Source organism: Thermogutta sp. (assembly GCF_039793925.1).
Classification (GTDB): Bacteria; Planctomycetota; Planctomycetia; order Pirellulales; family Thermoguttaceae; genus Thermogutta.
The window spans coordinates 37,709-54,163 of sequence record NZ_JBAMME010000294.1 but is presented as its reverse complement, the minus strand read 5'-3'; the positions used below and the strand labels follow the sequence as shown (position 1 = coordinate 54,163).

Here is a 16,455-nt window from a genome sequence, read left to right as displayed (position 1 = left end):
CGGCGAAAGAAGCAAGTTTTTCGACTCCAATGAGACAGCACCGCGGGCGGGCTATTTCTCACGAAGCGGCCATCAGCGGCCCGAGCTTTCTTGCCAGTTCATCAAAGTGGGATCGTTCCAAGGGATGGAGGGATTCTTTTTTGAGTCCCAATTTGACACCTGCCTGAAAAGCCTCCGCCGCCTCTTTGTTTTTCCCCAGCTGGGCCAGTGCCTGGGCCGCATGGAAATAGAGAATTCCTGAGGGCTGATCCTCCATCGCTTCCTGGAGGACGGCGGCCGCCTGTTGCGGTTTGCCCTGAGCCATCAAAACCATCGCGTAGGTGTCAAGGAGATTCGTGCCTGGCCCCGCTATATTGATGGCTGTTTTGATGAGCTTTTCCGCCTCCTCAACATTTACCTTTTGCAGGGCCAGCACGGCGGCAAGGTTATTTAGGGCGATGATGTTCTTAGGATCTCGCTTGAGGACTTCTCGGTACGCTTGTTCGCTCTCTGGGATTCGCTCTTGCAGTCCGTAAAAATCACCCAGGAGCAGAAGCAGCGACAGAGGTCGGTCATGTTTTTGAATCGCAGCGAGAACAATTTTTTCTACACGGTCTGCGGCCGCCCGGTCTTGATACACACGCCCCATGATTACTGTGGTGGCTGCTCGAACGAGGGCCAGGTCAGCGCTCTGCCAGTTTTTCTCGAGCAGATCGAGTGCCTCATTCACACGATCATGACGGGCGAGGAAGGCCCCCAGGAGGACCGCCGCCTCAGGGTTCTTGTCTACAAAGCGACGGTAAATGGCTTCGGCGGCCGCAACAAAGCGTTTCGCCTCGTCAGGCTTGTTGTTGCGACTGAGATAGCTGGCGAGGTACTCCAGCGTATCCCCGGCCAAAGCCCAGCGGACCTGCTGCAGCCGTTGTTCCTCCGAAAGAGATTGGGAACTGGATTCCTCCGTCGGTGTGGTGCTGGCAATATTTTTTTCGGGTCCCGATTCAGGCGATGACGGACCAGGTTGTTTTTCCGCGGATCTTTCGTCCGCCTGATTGGCAAAGTCTTCCAGCAGCTTAAGTGCGTCCTCATAGCGTCCTTGCATCGTCCATAATCGGGCGCGGAGCGCCACGACGGACATGTCGTTGGGAACCAGTTTTTCGAGTTGACCAAGCCAGATCTCGGCCTCCGACGTTTGCGACTGATCAAGAAGGAAGGTCACGTAGCGGCGTACATAGCGGGGCTCATTGCCGTGTGAAGCCAGCAGAGTTCGCATGTGCCGAGCCGCGTTGGAAATGTCGCCGTCGGCCATGTAGAGTTGCGCCAAAATAAATCGATCCTCCGGCGTCGCCCCGCTGTACTCGTTGACCACCTTTTCCAAGAGTTCGCGGCCCTCGACGCGCTTTTTGCGCTGGGGATGGGCGCTCAACAGAAGGGCCTCCGCACGAAGGTCCTGAATCGAGGGCTGTTGACCAGCCGCAGCACGGTTTTGACGAATCAGTTCCAGCCCTTTTTGGAGGTTTTCATAGCCACCCTGGGCTGCAAGCAAGAGGGCCATGCTGCGTCGCCCCCACACAACATCCGTCTCAGGTGCTTGTACCTGTCCACTTGTGATTCTTTCCAACTGAGCGCGAGCGGAGTCAGCACGGCCGGTCCGCAGATAGAATTCGGCCACCTGCCGGATGACCGAAGGATTATCGGGAGCGCTGGCAAGGGCCTCCTGGTACTGCTTTTCGGCTTCGTCGAGCTGTCCGAGCACTTCGAAAACCTGTGCCATCGCGAGCGGGGCGATACCGCCCTTAATCTTCTGTCGGGCTTCATCAACAGTTTCTTTCGCCTTGGTTTGATCGCCGATCCTGGCGTAGAACTGCACCAGGGCAACCCAGGCATCAGTCGATTCGGGAGCCAGCTCGACCCCTTTGCGAAATTCTTTTTCTGCTTCCGCAAATGCTGCATCTGCGTCGGCGGTACGACCTTCCGCTCGATAACGGAGTCCCAGGACGGCCTGAACCGTGGCATACCACACATGATCGCGATAATCCTGGGAGGTTGACGCAGCACGTCGAGCCAGTTCCAGCGCCCGTTCGTAGTCTTCCAGACGCAAGGAGACCGTGGAGGCGAGTCTTTCCAGATCTGACGAGAAAGGTGCCTGCTGCTCTTCCAGGGTGCGAATGATCTTATCAGCCTCCAGAAAACGTTGCTCGCCATAGAGTAACTGAACGAGTCGCCGCGCCGTGAGAATGCTGCGATCCCCCAGGCTGATAGCACGGCTGTAGGCATTGATGGCTGCACTGGTATCTCCCAGCAGGTCGTAGATTTGCCCCTGGAGAGCCGGAACCCGCATCCAGTTGGGGCGAAGGACACTCGCCCTTGCCAGATGGTCCAGAGCCAGTCGCAGTTGCTCGCGATTTTCACCTTTGGCTTCGAGGAACAGCCGAACCGCTTCGCCGTAGTGCCAGATCGGTCCCCGCCCTTCGATCCGCGCGATCTCGTCGAGCACGGGCTTCAAACTGGCTACGTCCTGGGCCCGGATGGCCAGATCAAAAAGGAGCAGCCGCACTTTTAGATTGTTCGGTGCCAGACGGCTCAACTCAGCGCACCACTGTCGGGCGGCATCGAAATCGGAGAATTGGAGAGAATAGCCGACCAGGACACTCAGAACCCGCTGCCGATCTTCGTCTGAGAGCTTTTCTGCGGCTGTGGCAATTGCGCGAAAAGCTTTTTTGGCCTGTTCTTCGCCGCTGCGGGCAGCCAGCCGAGCGCGGGTGACCAATATGTCCGCTGATTCACCGAACTTGACGGTAAGTTCTTGCAGTAATTTTTCGGCTTCTGCGAGCTGTCCTAGGTGCTGGTGCAGTGCCACCCTGGCCAGGCCAACTTCCACGCGATCCGGATTTTCTTTCTGCCCCTGTTCAAGTATTTTTTCGGCTTCCTGTGGCTGATTGTCGGCCACGGCGATTTCCGCTCGCAGGACTGCAGCCTGGGGCCGAAATTGAGGATCTTTTTCCACCACGCTCAAAAGCTGGGTGACCTCCTGCCAGTCTCGCTGTGTCCGCGGTCGGCCTAGATTGTTCAGGATGAGCAACCGGCAAAGGTCAAGGATAATAGCGGACGTCGCTTTTCCCATCCGCACCAGAGCTCGATACTCTTCAATCGCGTCGTCCACGCGGCCCAGCTCAATAAATGCGGCAGCTCGCCCAAGCCGTGCCTGCGGCCACAGGGGATCCTGCGTGGCCGCCTTGGAATACGATGCCAGGCTCTGGTCCATGTTGCCCATCTGGGCATAGCACAACCCCAGGTAAAAATCCACCTGTTTGAGCAGGTCGGGCAGGTTGGTCAGATCCGGTCGGACAACTTCCAATTTGCGTGCGGCTTCAAACCATTGACCACGGGCGAGAAGCAATCGCGCTCTCAACCATTCCAGCCGAGAAAGCGGATAGCGAGTTTGACTCAACTCTTCGAGGGCTTTTTCAGCGCTCTTTTCGTCTCCCTGGTTGATGCTCATTTCTGCCAGGCTGGCCAAGACCGTAGCCTTATCGCTGACCTTGCTCAAAGCCTCCTGGAGAGTAGCCATGCCCTCATTCGCCTTTCCCTGGGCTGCCAGAATCGCGGCCAGCAGCGTGTAGCCGTCCGCTCGCCGGGGATCCAGTTTAATGGCTTTCTCTGCCCAATCGCGGGCTAAATCTAACTGCTCGAGCCGCCGTGCGCAATCCGCGCCCAGAATTAGAAAATCCACGTCATCGGTTTTCTTCGCCAAGATTTCCTTGGCGTGCTGCAAAGCCAGCTCATACTGGTCGGATTGGTAGTAATAAACGGCCGCCGTTCGCAAAGCCTCTTCGTTCCTCACCGTCGCCAGCATTTTGGCGATGCATTCGTCGGCCTTCCGCGGATCCTTGAGATCGGAATCGTAACGATAGATTCCAGCCAGTTGCGCGTAGGCGGCTGCCAGGTCCGGTTGCAAACTGAGTGCCTTTTCAAGAGTCCGCACCGCTTCCCTCGATTGCCCCAGACCTCGCTGGCACTGCGCGAGCTTCGTCAAAAGCTCTGCATTATCGGGATTGAGTTTGAGGAGATATTGTTCAAGATGTTCTTCCGCATCCCGAAACCGCCCTATGTTGAGAAGTACATCCACAAGCATTTTGCGGGCTTCTGTTCGCTCCGGATCCTGACGCAGAACCGTTTCCAAACGGAAATAGGCAGGGCCGAATGCCCGCAGGTCAATGAGCAATTGTGCAAATTGCTGCTGGGCATCGAGGTCATGGGGTACCAGTTCCGTGTACCACTGAAAATTTTTGGCTGCCACGTCCCGACGCCCTTCTTTGAGAGCTTCTTGTGCCCGATCAAGAAATACGCGGGCGTTTCTCCGCAGTTGGTAAGCATGCAGGAAATAAGTGCCCACTCCGAGCAGGACGAACACTCCAACGAGAATGACAACGAATCGCTTATTGACTTTTCTCATGCCACGAAAGCCCCATCAAAGTTGCGAAGCTTTCTACGTAATTGACGTGCGATGGCAGGACGCATCATCCCAGCGTAGCCAACCGACTTGGCCCAATGCGAGCTGAGACATCGCGCACGCCCCGGGCGCACTTCCTGGCCGCGGTTCAATCTTGGTTCATTATAGCTTGCCAGATCATGAAGAGTACCGCTTAACGGGCCCGGTTCATGCGAGCCGGAGCCGGTCGAGTGGGAGTTGCATTCGCCCGGAATCCCCTAAAACGGGGCGTCCTCGGCGAAGTCACCGTAGGCAACCTCGCTATAGTCGGCAGGAGCCGCATTTTCGAATCGAGTGAATTCCTCACGCCAGGTGAGTTTGACATCCCCTACCGGGCCGTTACGCTGCTTGGCCACGATAACTTCCGCCAGACCGCATAAACCGCGTGCTTGGGCCTCCTCGCGAGTGTGGTAGTACTCTTCACGATGCACAAACATCACCACGTCGGCATCCTGCTCGATGGCGCCAGACTCGCGAAGATGGCTTAACCGCGGCCGGTTGTCCTTGACAACTTCTGTCTGGCGATTGAGCTGGGCCAGGCACAAAATGGGAATCTTCAGCTCCCTGGCGAGAGTTTTCAGTCGTCTTGTGATCTTGGCCACCTGTTCCTGACGCGGGTCCTTGGGGTTATCCGGCTCGATTAATTGCAAATAGTCGATGACGATCAGTCTCAGGCCCTCGCGTCGTTTCAGTCGCCTGGCCACCGCAGCGATCTCTGTTACCGTGCGACTCGGCGAATCATCGATGAGCAACTTTCCGCGACTCAACTCACCTGCCGCTCGGACAAGTTTTTCCCGATCTTCTGCGGAGAGAAAACCGCTGCGAAATTTGTGGCCGTTTATTTTTCCCCGCGAGCAAAGCATACGCTGAATCAATTCCAGACGAGACATTTCCAGGCTGACGAAAAGCGTCGTCAATCCCGCATCGACGGAGACATGTTCCGCAATATTCGTAGCGAGGGCTGTTTTTCCCATGCTTGGTCGGGCAGCCAGGATGATAAGCTCAGAATCGTGAAGACCGCCCGTCAGTTTGTCGAGATCGGTAAAACCAGTTGGCACCCCGGTGGCCTCTCCCTGCATACGCCGGTCGATCATCTGAAACGCTTCGAAGAGTACGTCGCTCACGGGTACCACGTCCCCCGTGGAGCGTCGGTCGCGGACAGCCAGGATTCGCTCTTCGGCTCGATTGAGGATCTCCCGGGGCTCGAGACTCAAATCGAAGGCGTCGCGAACAATGTCCGTACCGGCTTGAATTAATGCCCGCACAAACGCGTGATTGCGCACTATTTCTGCGTAATAAACCGCGTGGCTAGCCACCGCCACAGATTGAGCAATTTCGGCGAGATAGGGCGCCCCACCAACCACTTCGAATTCCCCATGCCGCCGCAACTCTTCAACCAAGAGCATGAGATCGATCGTTCGGTTCGCGGCGTGCATCTCAAGGAGCCGCGCATAGATCCGCCGGTGGGCATCCACGTAAAAATCTTCGGGCACGAGCACCGTGGCCACATCGTCCAGCGTCCGCGGGTCGAGTAAAACGCTCCCCAGCACAGCTTTTTCCGCCTCAATACTGTGAGGTGGAACGCGGGCCGCCAACTCCCCCAGGGGGCCTTGAACACCTTTGTCTTGCCGAGAAGCCTCGGTCACCACGGTTCCCTCCGAAATTTACCGCTGTCGATTTCCGAAAAGCCGATGAGCACGTGCATCGGAGCTAAGTTGACCTTTTCCTCATTTGCCACTCCTTCGTCACTCTATCCCCTCCTGTACCAATCGACAAGCAGGCAATTGAGAACGCGTGGGGTTTGTCGTCGCATTGGCCACGACTTTGGAAAAAAAACGGGCAGGTCCGCTGGGGGGATACGGCCTGCCCAATGGGAGCACGCGGGATCACTCCCCATGCTCATACGGCTTTGTTCTGCGGCAACCTTTCGCTCCTGCCAATGCTGACAGGGGGAATTCAGCGAGTTGAAGCGCTCATTCCAGTGGTCACTGATTGCATCGCCGGTGCATTCGACGCCGATGTGGGAGCGGGAGCCTTCTGGCGATATGTGAGGAAATCCCCAACATAGATCAAGTATTCAAAGGGCAAGGACTTCGGATCTAATTTCTGCCGAATCGTCCCTAAAGTGCCCTGTATCACCGTTTCCTTGTCCTGGTAACCCGCGTATTCGACCACGGCCACCGGCGTTTCCGGCGGATAATGGGTCTTGAGCTTTTCAATGAAATAGTCGAACTCCGCACGCATTGTGAAAATGACCATGGTCGCTTGGTGCACGGAGAGGTTTTCTACGGTGTCTGTTTTTCCCGGCCAATCGTTAGCTGTGAGAATAACCGATTTGGTCTTTGGTGCGTTGGTAACACCCCGGCGCAGTGCAGCATTCGCCGCATTGAAGCAACTCACCCCGGGTACAACCACCGGGTTCAAATCTTCAAATTCCTCCAAACACCAGGCCCACGGCCCATAAATGAGTGGGTCGCCACTATCCAGAATAGCCACCACTTTGCCCTGCCCGAAGGCCTGCCGCACCTGCGAAATGAACTCGTTCCTTTTTTCTGCTATGGCCCGGGCGCGTGGTTGCTCAGCCTCAGGAAGCGACGAGATTTCCTGTCCATAATATTCGAAAAGTCGCCAGTAACCTGTGATGACCTGTTTGCCGATCAGGTAATCGGAGAATTTCTTTTCCAGCCCGTCGGTGCAATAGATAATGTCTGCGCGGCGGATGGCTTCCACGGCCCGCAGCGTGATGAGATCCGGATCGCCTGGACCGACTCCAACGAGGTAAAGCTGACTTCGCGGAAGCTCGGCGAAAACACTCCAGCTCCAACCGAGCCAGCACACCCAGAAAACAGTTGCTAGCGCTCTTCTCATAGCGGAACCTCAGAGTTTCAAAAAGGTTTTCAAGGACGGCCACCTAACTCGGATCGTCACGAAGTCTTTTCGGGACTTGCCACCGCGACGCTTCTTTAATCCAAAAGGAATCGCTCCGGCCAACTCTCTGGTAAGAATGGCCTGCTGTCCGTCAGGCGATTTTAGTATTACTATTTCACAAATCATAACACCAGCGTGCAAAAATAACAAGGGTCCCAGCTCACCAACTAGGATTCTGCGCGGCGATACTCAAGACGCTGCAACAGATTCGCCTGGCGGAAATTCACGTGCAAGCCGGCTAATCTGCTTGAATTCATTAGTTCCCGCACGGACGCACCATTCGAAAAGCACCGCCTCCGTGGTCGTGATGACGGCCCCTGCCAGTTCCATCCGGCGGAGCGCCATCTCGTAATCCATCCGGTGTCGCGATCCCACGGCATCTGCCGCTACGTACACCCGCCAGCCTGACGCGAGGAGGTCCAAAACAGTCTGCTGGACGCACACATGCGCTTCAATGCCACAGATAAGCAGACGGCTCAATCCCTCTTTTTCCGCTTCTTCGAAGAGCGACCAGCATTCGCGGCAACTGAACATGAGTTTTTCGGGAATCTGCCCAAGTCGCTCCCGCAATGGCGAAACCGTCGGTCCCAGGCCTTTGGGGTACTGTTCCGTGGCCAGCACTCGCACACCAAGAATCTGAGCGGCGTCGAGAAGCCGTCTGATATTCCACACAACCTTTTCATGGTCACGAATATGGGGAACAAGCCTTTCCTGGACATCCACGACCAGGAGGCCTGTATCCTGGGGCGACATTAATTCCGGGCTTCGAGGGGGAATCCTGAACGGTTCTGACATGGAGCACTCGGTCTTATACCCATGAGCAACACTTGCAAATCAGCCGAGAACTTAGGCCTATAATATCAAACGCACCAGCCCTCGGACAAGAAATGGGACAGGAAGATGCCTTTAACCGCAACAGCCACGGTTCAAACGGCGCTGAAGACGGCAGCGGTGGTTCACGCACCATTATTACAGCCTGCCGTGGGTGGACGGCGAACCCCGGGGCGTGATAATGAACAGGTTAAACCCGAATGCGTTCAGGCCAACCGACTGACTATAGCGATGGAGATCAACTGATGACGTCGAAACGGTCGTGTGAATTAAAAGCAGTGCAAGGTGGAAAGTTTTTTTTGCCTTTTGCCCTCAGCATGATCGCAGTGGTGACTATGAAGACTTCTGCAATGCCTCAATCCTCATCGGAAGCTGACCAGTGTGTCCCCACGGTTGCCAAGCGCCAGGTTTATCCACAGGGTGTCACGGTTGCGGAACTTTCTAATGGCCTGACCATCATTGTCCAAGAGAATCACACTGTGCAGGCGGCCACCGTGCGGTGCTATGTCAGGTACACGGGAAGCATTTACGAAGCCGAGCACATGGGTGCGGGACTGAGCCACGTCCTGGAGCACGTTGTGGCCGGTGGAACCACAACCAAGCGGACGGAGAAGGAGATCGCCGCGATCATCGATCGATTTGGTGGGAAGACCAACGCATATACAACCACAAATTTTACTTGCTATTACATCGACTGTCCGGCACGTCACGTGAAGGAGGTCATCGAGCTGCTAGCTGATTCCATGCAGCGGGTGGCATTCGAACCGCAGGAATTCGAGCGGGAGCTCAAGGTGGTCAAACAGGAATTGGCCGATGGGGAAGTCAGCCGGTCCCGCGTGCTGTGGAAATTGCTCAATCAAACCCTCTATTTGGTGCACCCGGCCCGACATCCGGTGATCGGCTATTTGGACGTCCTCAACCACACCAGCAACGAGGCCATCATCAACTTCTATCGGGCGCGCTATATCCCCAACAACCAGGTCTTCGTGGTGGTGGGCGATGTTAATACGGATGAGGTCATCCAGCAGATCGCAGAACAGTATCGGGGAATTCCGCGAGCAGCGGAGACTTATATCGCGTTGGAAGAAGAACCCCCTCAATTGAGCCCGCGGCGCGCGATTCACGAGATGGAAGGAAGCGCCACAGATCTTGCCATTGCCTGGCCCACTGTCAAATTGACCGATCCCGATCTTTATCCACTCGATGTGCTGGCGGATATCCTGGCCCGGGGCGAATCATCCCGCCTGGTGCGGCGGTTGCAACGGGAGAAACCTCTGGCCCTCAACGTGGACGCAGCCAGCGCGACACCGGAGTATGTGCGAGGATGGTTTGGAATTCTGGCCACGTGTCCTCCTGAAAATTACGAGGAAGTCCGACGCATCATTCTCGAGGAAGTGTATCGCCTTCGCGATGAACTGGTCCCCGAGAATGAACTTGCCCGGGCTAAGAAGAAAAAAGTTTCCGACTGGATCTTCGACAGAGAAAGTCTTCAGGCGACGGCGGAAAGCCTTGCGCGAAGCTATCTCGCCACAGGAGATCCACTTTTCGACAAGCTCTATACAGAGCGGATTCAGTCGGTCAGCAGCGAGCAACTTCGGGAGGTGGCACGCAAGTACTTCGTTCCGGATCGACTGAATGAAGTTGTCATTGCTCCCTTGGGGCGGGCACCCAAGATTGTGTCCGAGTCTATGAAAAGCGAAGAATCAGATGTACGACTCATTCGGTTGCCGAACGGCTTACGGGTGCTTGTTAAGAGGCAGGCGCGGCTGCCAATCGTGACCATGCAGGTAACTATCCTAGGAGGAAATCTACTAGAGACACCCGAAACCGCGGGAAGAACGGCACTCCTTGCGGAGATGCTCGATAAGGGAACTCTGAAGCACACGGCAGACCAGATCGCTGAGCTGTTTGACGACTTGGATGCGCGAGTTGGCTTCATCCCCGCTCGCAGCAGCATTGCTGCGAGCCTCGGTATCTTAAAAGATAACTTCGCAAAGGCCGGGGACCTGGTAGCTGAATGTCTGCTGGAGCCGCGCTTTGATGAGGGCGAATTCGCTAAGGTGAAGAAGCTGGCCCTGGATGCGATCGCCCAGCGCAGTGCGAGTCCTCAAGCCGAAGTGCAGGAACTTTTCGCCGACTTGCTCCCCGCAGATTCACCTTATCATATTCTCACCGGCGGAAAGCAGGAAACCGTGGAGCGGCTCTCGCTGGATGATATTAAGCAGTTCCATCGAGTGCTGCTCAATCCCGCGAACATGGTGGTCGCAGTGTTCGGAGACATCGATCCCGACGAGGCCGTGCGCTTGGTTGAGAAGTGGTACGGAAAGCTTTCCCCGCCGGCGGATGCCCCCAAGATTACTTTTGACCGCAACAATGCCATACTTCACGTGATCACCGGACATAAGCAGGTCCAGAAGCCGACGGCCGTCTTAATGATGGGATATCCTGGACCTAGCATCCGCGACGAGGCGGATTACACGGCAATGATGGTGCTCGACACGATCATGTCTGGATATGATTACCCGGGCGGCTGGTTGCATGAGGAACTTCGTGGCGCAGGCTTGGTCTACGGAGTCCACGCTTACCAATTGACAGGTCCCGCACCGGGTTACTTTGTGATCACGGCCCAGACGAAACCAGAAGCGCTCGCCGAAGTGGTTCAGCGGGTCTTGAAGAATGTTGAAAAGGCCAAACAGGGCGACATTACCGAGGAAGAATTCGAACGGGCAAAAGAACTGCTGATTTCCTATCACGCGCAGCAGAATATCACGATCGGATCCCAAGCCACTCGGGCTGCCCTGGATGAACTGTACGGGCTCGGATACGACTACGACAAGAACTTTGATGAGCGAATTAAGGCAGTGACCTTGGAGGACGTGAAACGAGTTGCCAGGAAGTATTTTGGTCCATTCGTGCTGGCGACCGTGTCGCCTGCTCCCTCATTCGATCTTCCCAAGTCCGAAGCCAAGTAGAACTCGATTCTACACCGCGTAGTGGATCGAAAACCTCACGCCCCTACTAACCGAGGGGAATGTTGGGGCTATTTGGTCCCGTCAAAAAAAGTTGGCCGACCGGTGCCTGTGGTCGGCCGCTGTCAAACACTCCGCGGGGTAATCTGGGGTCAGAATCCGTATTTGACCATCACCTCAAATCGCGTACTGTCGGCTGGATCCTTGGCTACCCAGTTTGTTTTCCATTGTTGGACCTCAAAGCCGAGGATGAATTTCTTTGTCACATCGTAGGTGATGTTTGCGAAGTAGAAGTGGTTGTAACTTCGCTGGCCAGAACTGAGATCCTGGTTGAATGGATCGTCGATGGAATAGCCCGCGTGGCTGTGTAGCCGCTCCGTCCAGTCGTACCACGCGTCCACCCAGCCACCGGTGGCGCGGATGGTATTTCTCCTCACCAGATTGACGCCCTGGACAATGCCGCCCATGTAGGCACCAAGATTTTCGCCGGTGAAGAACTCACCTTGGACGCCAAATCGCGGGGTGATGAGGTATTTGACGTCTACGTTAAAAGACCAGGTGCGGAAGTCTTCCTCGGTGACTGGTGGACCGGGAATATAGTACACCTGCTCGCCAATATGAGCCGAGATGCCAAATTCAAGGGGCCGGGCACCGGGGCCGCGGGGACCCACCGTGAATCCGAGACGTCCTTCGACGACCGGCCATTCGGCGTGCTCGGCCACCACATTTCCCCCGATCTCAGAAGCAATGTCCGCATTGATAGAAGCTTGGGCCGTGACTAGCAGTACATCGGAGAAATGATAGTAACGTTCTGCCCGAAATTGGGCTCGCCGGTACCCGAGGTTTCCGGCGCCCCAACCCACCGAGTACATGATTGTCCCGGGAAGGAGAGGCGAAATCACATCCCAGGTTTGACCAGCCAGCAGCCGAAAGTACTCATTTTTAACTTCGACATAGGCGTGGCGCAGCAACACGCTCCCCCGGTTTTCAGTCTGAAACGCTCCTTGAAAGTCGAATTCCACTTTGCCACCGGTTTGCGCGCATCCAAACCGCGGCAGCATTGGACCAACAAAGTCAATCCCCAAGCGTGTTGACTTGCCGTCCACGTGCCATGCCCCTTCGGGACGATCTGTTGGGGAAAACACATACAGTGTGTAATCCCCAATGTTGGAGTGCAGCGTTTCATACGATGTCGTGGCCCACAGATAACCATATGGGATAATTTGGATATCCCCTTTGGTCCATGCAAGTTTTCTCATCTCCGCCCGAATCTCATCCATACCCGGAGTAGCAGGCTGCGCCGGTTGAGTCTCAAATGCCACGGGATCGGCAGTCACCTGAGGTAGAGCGACCGGTTGAGCGGCTTGAATTGCTTGCAGCTCGGCCCGCAAACGTTGGGTTTCCTCTTCCAGCTGGCGAAGACGGGTTTCCGTGAGACCGTCCAACTCGCCAGTTGCTGCCGGTAAGGGAAAAGCCAGCCATCCTGATAGTATGAGCGCAATGACAAACGTCATCCCGGAAGCTCGATACATGGGGAACTCCTTCTCCCAGGCACTGGTGACGTGTTAACCGTCCCTGAACACCACTGAACGTCGCCGAATTATTCAAAAATGGGATGTAACGTTGCGCCGGATGTGCGTTTTAGAAGCACGCAACCACATCCATTCTCTGCGAATTTGGGAGGGGCTTTGTCACCCGCAATCGTGGCAGAATCGGTAAGCCGCCAAATTCCGTCGCGTTTCGCATCGCTCTTACAAAACTAATCGTCAGTAAAAAGCTCGAATTAGATTTTAACTCGCGCGTGTCGGTCAGAATCGGATCGCAACTAGCGGACAGCGAGGCAAATTCTGAGGGAAAATCCGAAAGTTTGGGGTAAGATGGGAAAAGCAAGTTTTCCGTCTGTCCTACGGCCGGATTCCGTGGCATTTTTAGTCGAACAGAGGACCGCGGATGGAGCGGACCAGGATTAGGACTGGGCGAGTGTGGTACGACAGGTCGGCTCTTTTGTGATACCAGTCCTATGGGGGCATGCATGCCCTATCGTCGGAGGGAGCAGCGGAAGTTCTGTAGCCGGTGAGGAGGCCAAGGAACGTTCCGAGTCGCGTTGCCGCGCAATCGCCCAAAGCTTCAAATATGTTTGAAACGCAGTGAACGCATCATCCTGGGCGACCAGAAAACCACCCACTCCGTCCAGAAATCCCAGCTTAAATAGAAACGATTTGGTAAACGCTGCGATTGGACGGAGTGCTAAATCCCAAAGATGAGCCCGTTTGCCCTGCTTCCATCTTTCCAATGCTCCCACCGTCGTGTAATGGTTCTTTTTGCGGTACCACTTGTCCAGACAGGTGCATGTCCAGTGATCAAGGCGCCCTTTTAGGACTGCGACTTTCCCCGTTCGAACGACAACTTTTTCGTGAACTGCCTTTGCATCGTAATTGGCTGCGGACTTCCGAAAGAGGCGGACGACTTTGTGGTTCCAAGCGCCGTGCCTGATGCAGTACCCGAGGTAGCGGTGATTAAATCCTACGAGAAAAGCGTCGGGAGCGTTGTCCTGTGATAGTTTTTGGTCGATCTCGTGAGCCAACGCGGGAGTCATGCGTTCGTCTGCATCCAGCACAAAGACCCAATCGTATCGGCATTGATTGACGGCCCAGGCTTTGAACGAGCCAAAACTGATGAACTCACGCTGCACCAATCGACAGACCTGGGGATAAGCCGTGCAAAAATCACGTGCGATGGCCAAACTGTTGTCGGTGGAACCGCTGTCCGCGATCAGGATTTCGTCTGCCCAACCGAGTACGGACCGGACACACGCGGTGAGGTGGGTTTCCTCATCCTTGCAGGGGATGACCACGCTGATTGGCGGCCGATGCATTTTCGTCTCCCGGCTGTGTCAGGCCACGCTCCGGAATCGTGCCCGGCTGATAAAAGGCAGAACTGCTTGGAATACCACATCTGGTGATAAATCTACCATGCACCGGTGATGGCCCAGTGGGCACCGACGCCGACCGCAGGGGGCGCAATCCAGCGAGAGTTGGAGATCGACCGATTCCACCGTGGGGTTCGCCGTGACCACCGGCCAGGTCGGACCAAAAAGGGTGACAACCGGTTTGCCCAATGCAGCGGCCATGTGGCGGGGACCGCTATCGGTAGACACCATCGCCGTACAGCGGTGCAGACACGATTTGAGCGTTTGCAAATCCAAAGGTTGATCCGCCAGGGAAACAACCCTTTCGTGCGACACCTGCCTGGTGATACCGCGAACCACTTCCCGCTCCCGATGCCCACAAACGAAAAGAACCCACGCTGGGGTAGCAGCAACGATGCGGCGGGCAAGCTCTATGAAATGTGCGGGCGGCCAGCATTTGGATGCTCCAAAGGCTCCCCCCACATGCATGGCGACCACGGGCCCGTGGCTGGGTAGATTCAGGTCCTTCCATACCCGGTCGGCGCACACTTCCCCCCATAGTGTGAGGGGAAGCTCGAGGTGCCGATCGTCACCATCGGCGCCAATCGCCCGAGCCAAACCAAGGTAATAGTCCACCATTGGTACCCGTCGAATTTGGCCACCATCGCGAGAGACCGGTAAAGCATGTGTCAAAAGCGCTGCGCGACCGTCTCGGGCGTAGCCGATTCGCTCCGGAATCCCGCCTGCCACTGCCAGCAAAGCCGTTCTCAGGCTGTTCGTGAATAGGATGGCCTTATCCCAACGAACAGCTCGCAGTTTGTGGAGGGTAGTGAAGGTGTCAAAACGAGGATCGTCCGTTCGCGGATCGTAATACCAAAATTCATTGATCCAGTGGGAACCCGATAACAGGCCGGCCAGATTGGGACGCGTGATACCGACGATCCTCGCTGCAGGCCCCACCCTGGCGCGAATCGCCCGAATAGCGGGCACGGCCATGACCAAGTCACCCAGCCAGTTGGGAAGAAACAGGCAAATGTTCATAGGGACCTCCCTGTCCTCGGCTGCCGGCCAGCGCAGCAGCGCCGTTTCAGACCATACGCCGTTCCATTTTTACAATTGTCCTCCTTTTTCGGAAGGCGAATTTTGAGATCCCTTGCGGAAATATACAGAACCACTCTCAATTTGTCTTGCCTGGCTTCCCTTGGGCCTGGTATCTTTCAGGGCAACCGGTGTAGCAGGTGGCAAGACGAGTAATTTAACGGGCGCTGCTAGGCGCTGCCGGTTTGTTTTTTGGAATGAGCTTCGCAGAAAGCCGCTCGAGGTAATGCCGCGTCCATGAGTTATTTGACACTTTTTGCTCATTATGTTGTGTATGCTATCGTGCGATGGTTCATCATTTTAGCCCAGGCTGTGCCGCTCCAGGTAGGAAACACCCTTGCTCGCGGCCTCGCGTGGCTGTTCACGCGGGTCCTTTGTGTGCGCTACCAGGTAGCTGACGACAACCTGCACCATGCGTTTCCTTCGCTTTCGGCTGAAGCGAGGAGGGACGTGATTGAAAAAATGTGGCATCATCTGTTCCTGATGGTGATCGAAGTGGCCCATACCCCGCGCGTGCTGCACGAGGAGAACTGGCGCCGGTTTGTAGACCTCAGGAATGTTCGTGAGTTGGTGAAGAAACTTCTCGAAGATCGCCCCGTTATTTTGGTTACCGGTCATTTTGGAAATTTTGAATTCGGAGGATATGTGTTAGGGCTGCTGGGCTTTCCCACGCACACGGTGGCCAGGACGCTCGATAATCCTCTTCTGGACCGATTCGTCAATGCGTTCCGCTCGGCGCGTGGGCAGCACATCATTCCACGTGTCGGGGGAGCCGAGCAGATTGAGGCCGTTTTGCAGGCTGGCGGCACAATGGCCTTTCTCGCCGACCAGAGTGCCGGACGCAAGGGATGCTTCGTCCAATTCTTTGGTCGGCCGGCATCGACTTATAAGGCGATCGGGCTTCTCTCCGTACAATATGATGCGCCAATTGCCGCTGTCTACGTGAAACGGCTGGGTCAGCCGATGCGTTTCGAGATGGGTGTGAAAGCGATTCTCGATCCGCGAGAGGTGACGGCGCCGGACCCTGTGACGTTTATCACCCAGTGGTACACGACGCAGCTTGAAGAGATCATTCGAGAATCGCCCGAGCAATACTGGTGGATTCACCGACGATGGAAGGAACAGCCGCGCGTTAAGAGAGGCGTGATGCCTGGGGATATTCCAAAAAGCGACGCTCACAAGGAATTGACCCGCGACGCAGCCTGATCCGTAGTCCGTTGTGCGGAAGGGGCTGGTCCCGTGCATCGCTCGGC

9 protein-coding genes are annotated in these 16,455 nt (G+C 55.8%); 2 read left to right on the top strand and 7 right to left on the bottom strand.

Annotated elements, in window-relative coordinates; genetic code table 11:
* Positions 1 to 58 precede the first annotated feature (58 nt).
* The 4 genes from ABJK56_RS15390 to ABJK56_RS15375 form a co-directional block, all read right to left on the bottom strand.
* Positions 59 to 4,432 (bottom strand): tetratricopeptide repeat protein, encoded by a 4,374-nt coding sequence (locus ABJK56_RS15390; protein WP_347245559.1) that lies wholly within the window; start codon positions 4,430 to 4,432, stop codon positions 59 to 61.
* A 254-nt stretch (positions 4,433 to 4,686) separates the two neighbouring features.
* Entirely contained in the window at positions 4,687 to 6,114 is a 1,428-nt protein-coding gene (gene dnaB, locus ABJK56_RS15385) for a replicative DNA helicase (RefSeq protein WP_347245558.1), read from the bottom strand.
* 310 nt (positions 6,115 to 6,424) lie between these two features.
* The gene (locus ABJK56_RS15380) at positions 6,425 to 7,336 is read right to left on the bottom strand and encodes an SAM-dependent methyltransferase (RefSeq protein ID WP_347245557.1); all 912 of its coding nucleotides are present in this window, start codon (positions 7,334 to 7,336) and stop codon (positions 6,425 to 6,427) included.
* Between the two features lie 249 nt (positions 7,337 to 7,585).
* On the bottom strand, positions 7,586 to 8,191 hold the full coding sequence (locus ABJK56_RS15375) for a hydrolase (protein ID WP_347245556.1): 606 nt from the start codon (positions 8,189 to 8,191) through the stop codon (positions 7,586 to 7,588).
* 281 nt (positions 8,192 to 8,472) lie between these two features.
* Here ABJK56_RS15375 and ABJK56_RS15370 point away from each other — a divergent pair, with 281 nt between their 5' ends.
* A complete protein-coding gene (locus tag ABJK56_RS15370) occupies positions 8,473 to 11,199 on the top strand; it encodes a pitrilysin family protein (RefSeq protein ID WP_347245555.1) in 2,727 nt (908 codons plus the stop codon).
* Between the two features lie 149 nt (positions 11,200 to 11,348).
* On the opposite strand, the gene ABJK56_RS15365 is transcribed toward ABJK56_RS15370, so the two are convergent.
* The 3 genes from ABJK56_RS15365 to waaF form a co-directional block, all read right to left on the bottom strand.
* The gene (locus tag ABJK56_RS15365) at positions 11,349 to 12,728 is read right to left on the bottom strand and encodes a hypothetical protein (protein WP_347245554.1); all 1,380 of its coding nucleotides are present in this window, start codon (positions 12,726 to 12,728) and stop codon (positions 11,349 to 11,351) included.
* A 434-nt stretch (positions 12,729 to 13,162) separates the two neighbouring features.
* Complete coding sequence (locus ABJK56_RS15360; protein ID WP_347245553.1) at positions 13,163 to 14,071, bottom strand: glycosyltransferase family 2 protein; 909 nt, start codon at positions 14,069 to 14,071, stop codon at positions 13,163 to 13,165.
* 18 nt (positions 14,072 to 14,089) lie between these two features.
* Positions 14,090 to 15,145, bottom strand: coding sequence for a lipopolysaccharide heptosyltransferase II (gene waaF, locus ABJK56_RS15355; RefSeq protein ID WP_347245552.1), 1,056 nt, complete (start codon positions 15,143 to 15,145; stop codon positions 14,090 to 14,092).
* Positions 15,146 to 15,439: 294 nt separating this feature from the next.
* Here waaF and ABJK56_RS15350 point away from each other — a divergent pair, with 294 nt between their 5' ends.
* Positions 15,440 to 16,408 carry a lysophospholipid acyltransferase family protein gene (locus ABJK56_RS15350; RefSeq protein WP_347245551.1) on the top strand — a complete coding sequence of 323 codons (969 nt, stop codon included), beginning with the start codon at positions 15,440 to 15,442 and terminating at the stop codon, positions 16,406 to 16,408.
* Positions 16,409 to 16,455: the final 47 nt, after the last annotated feature.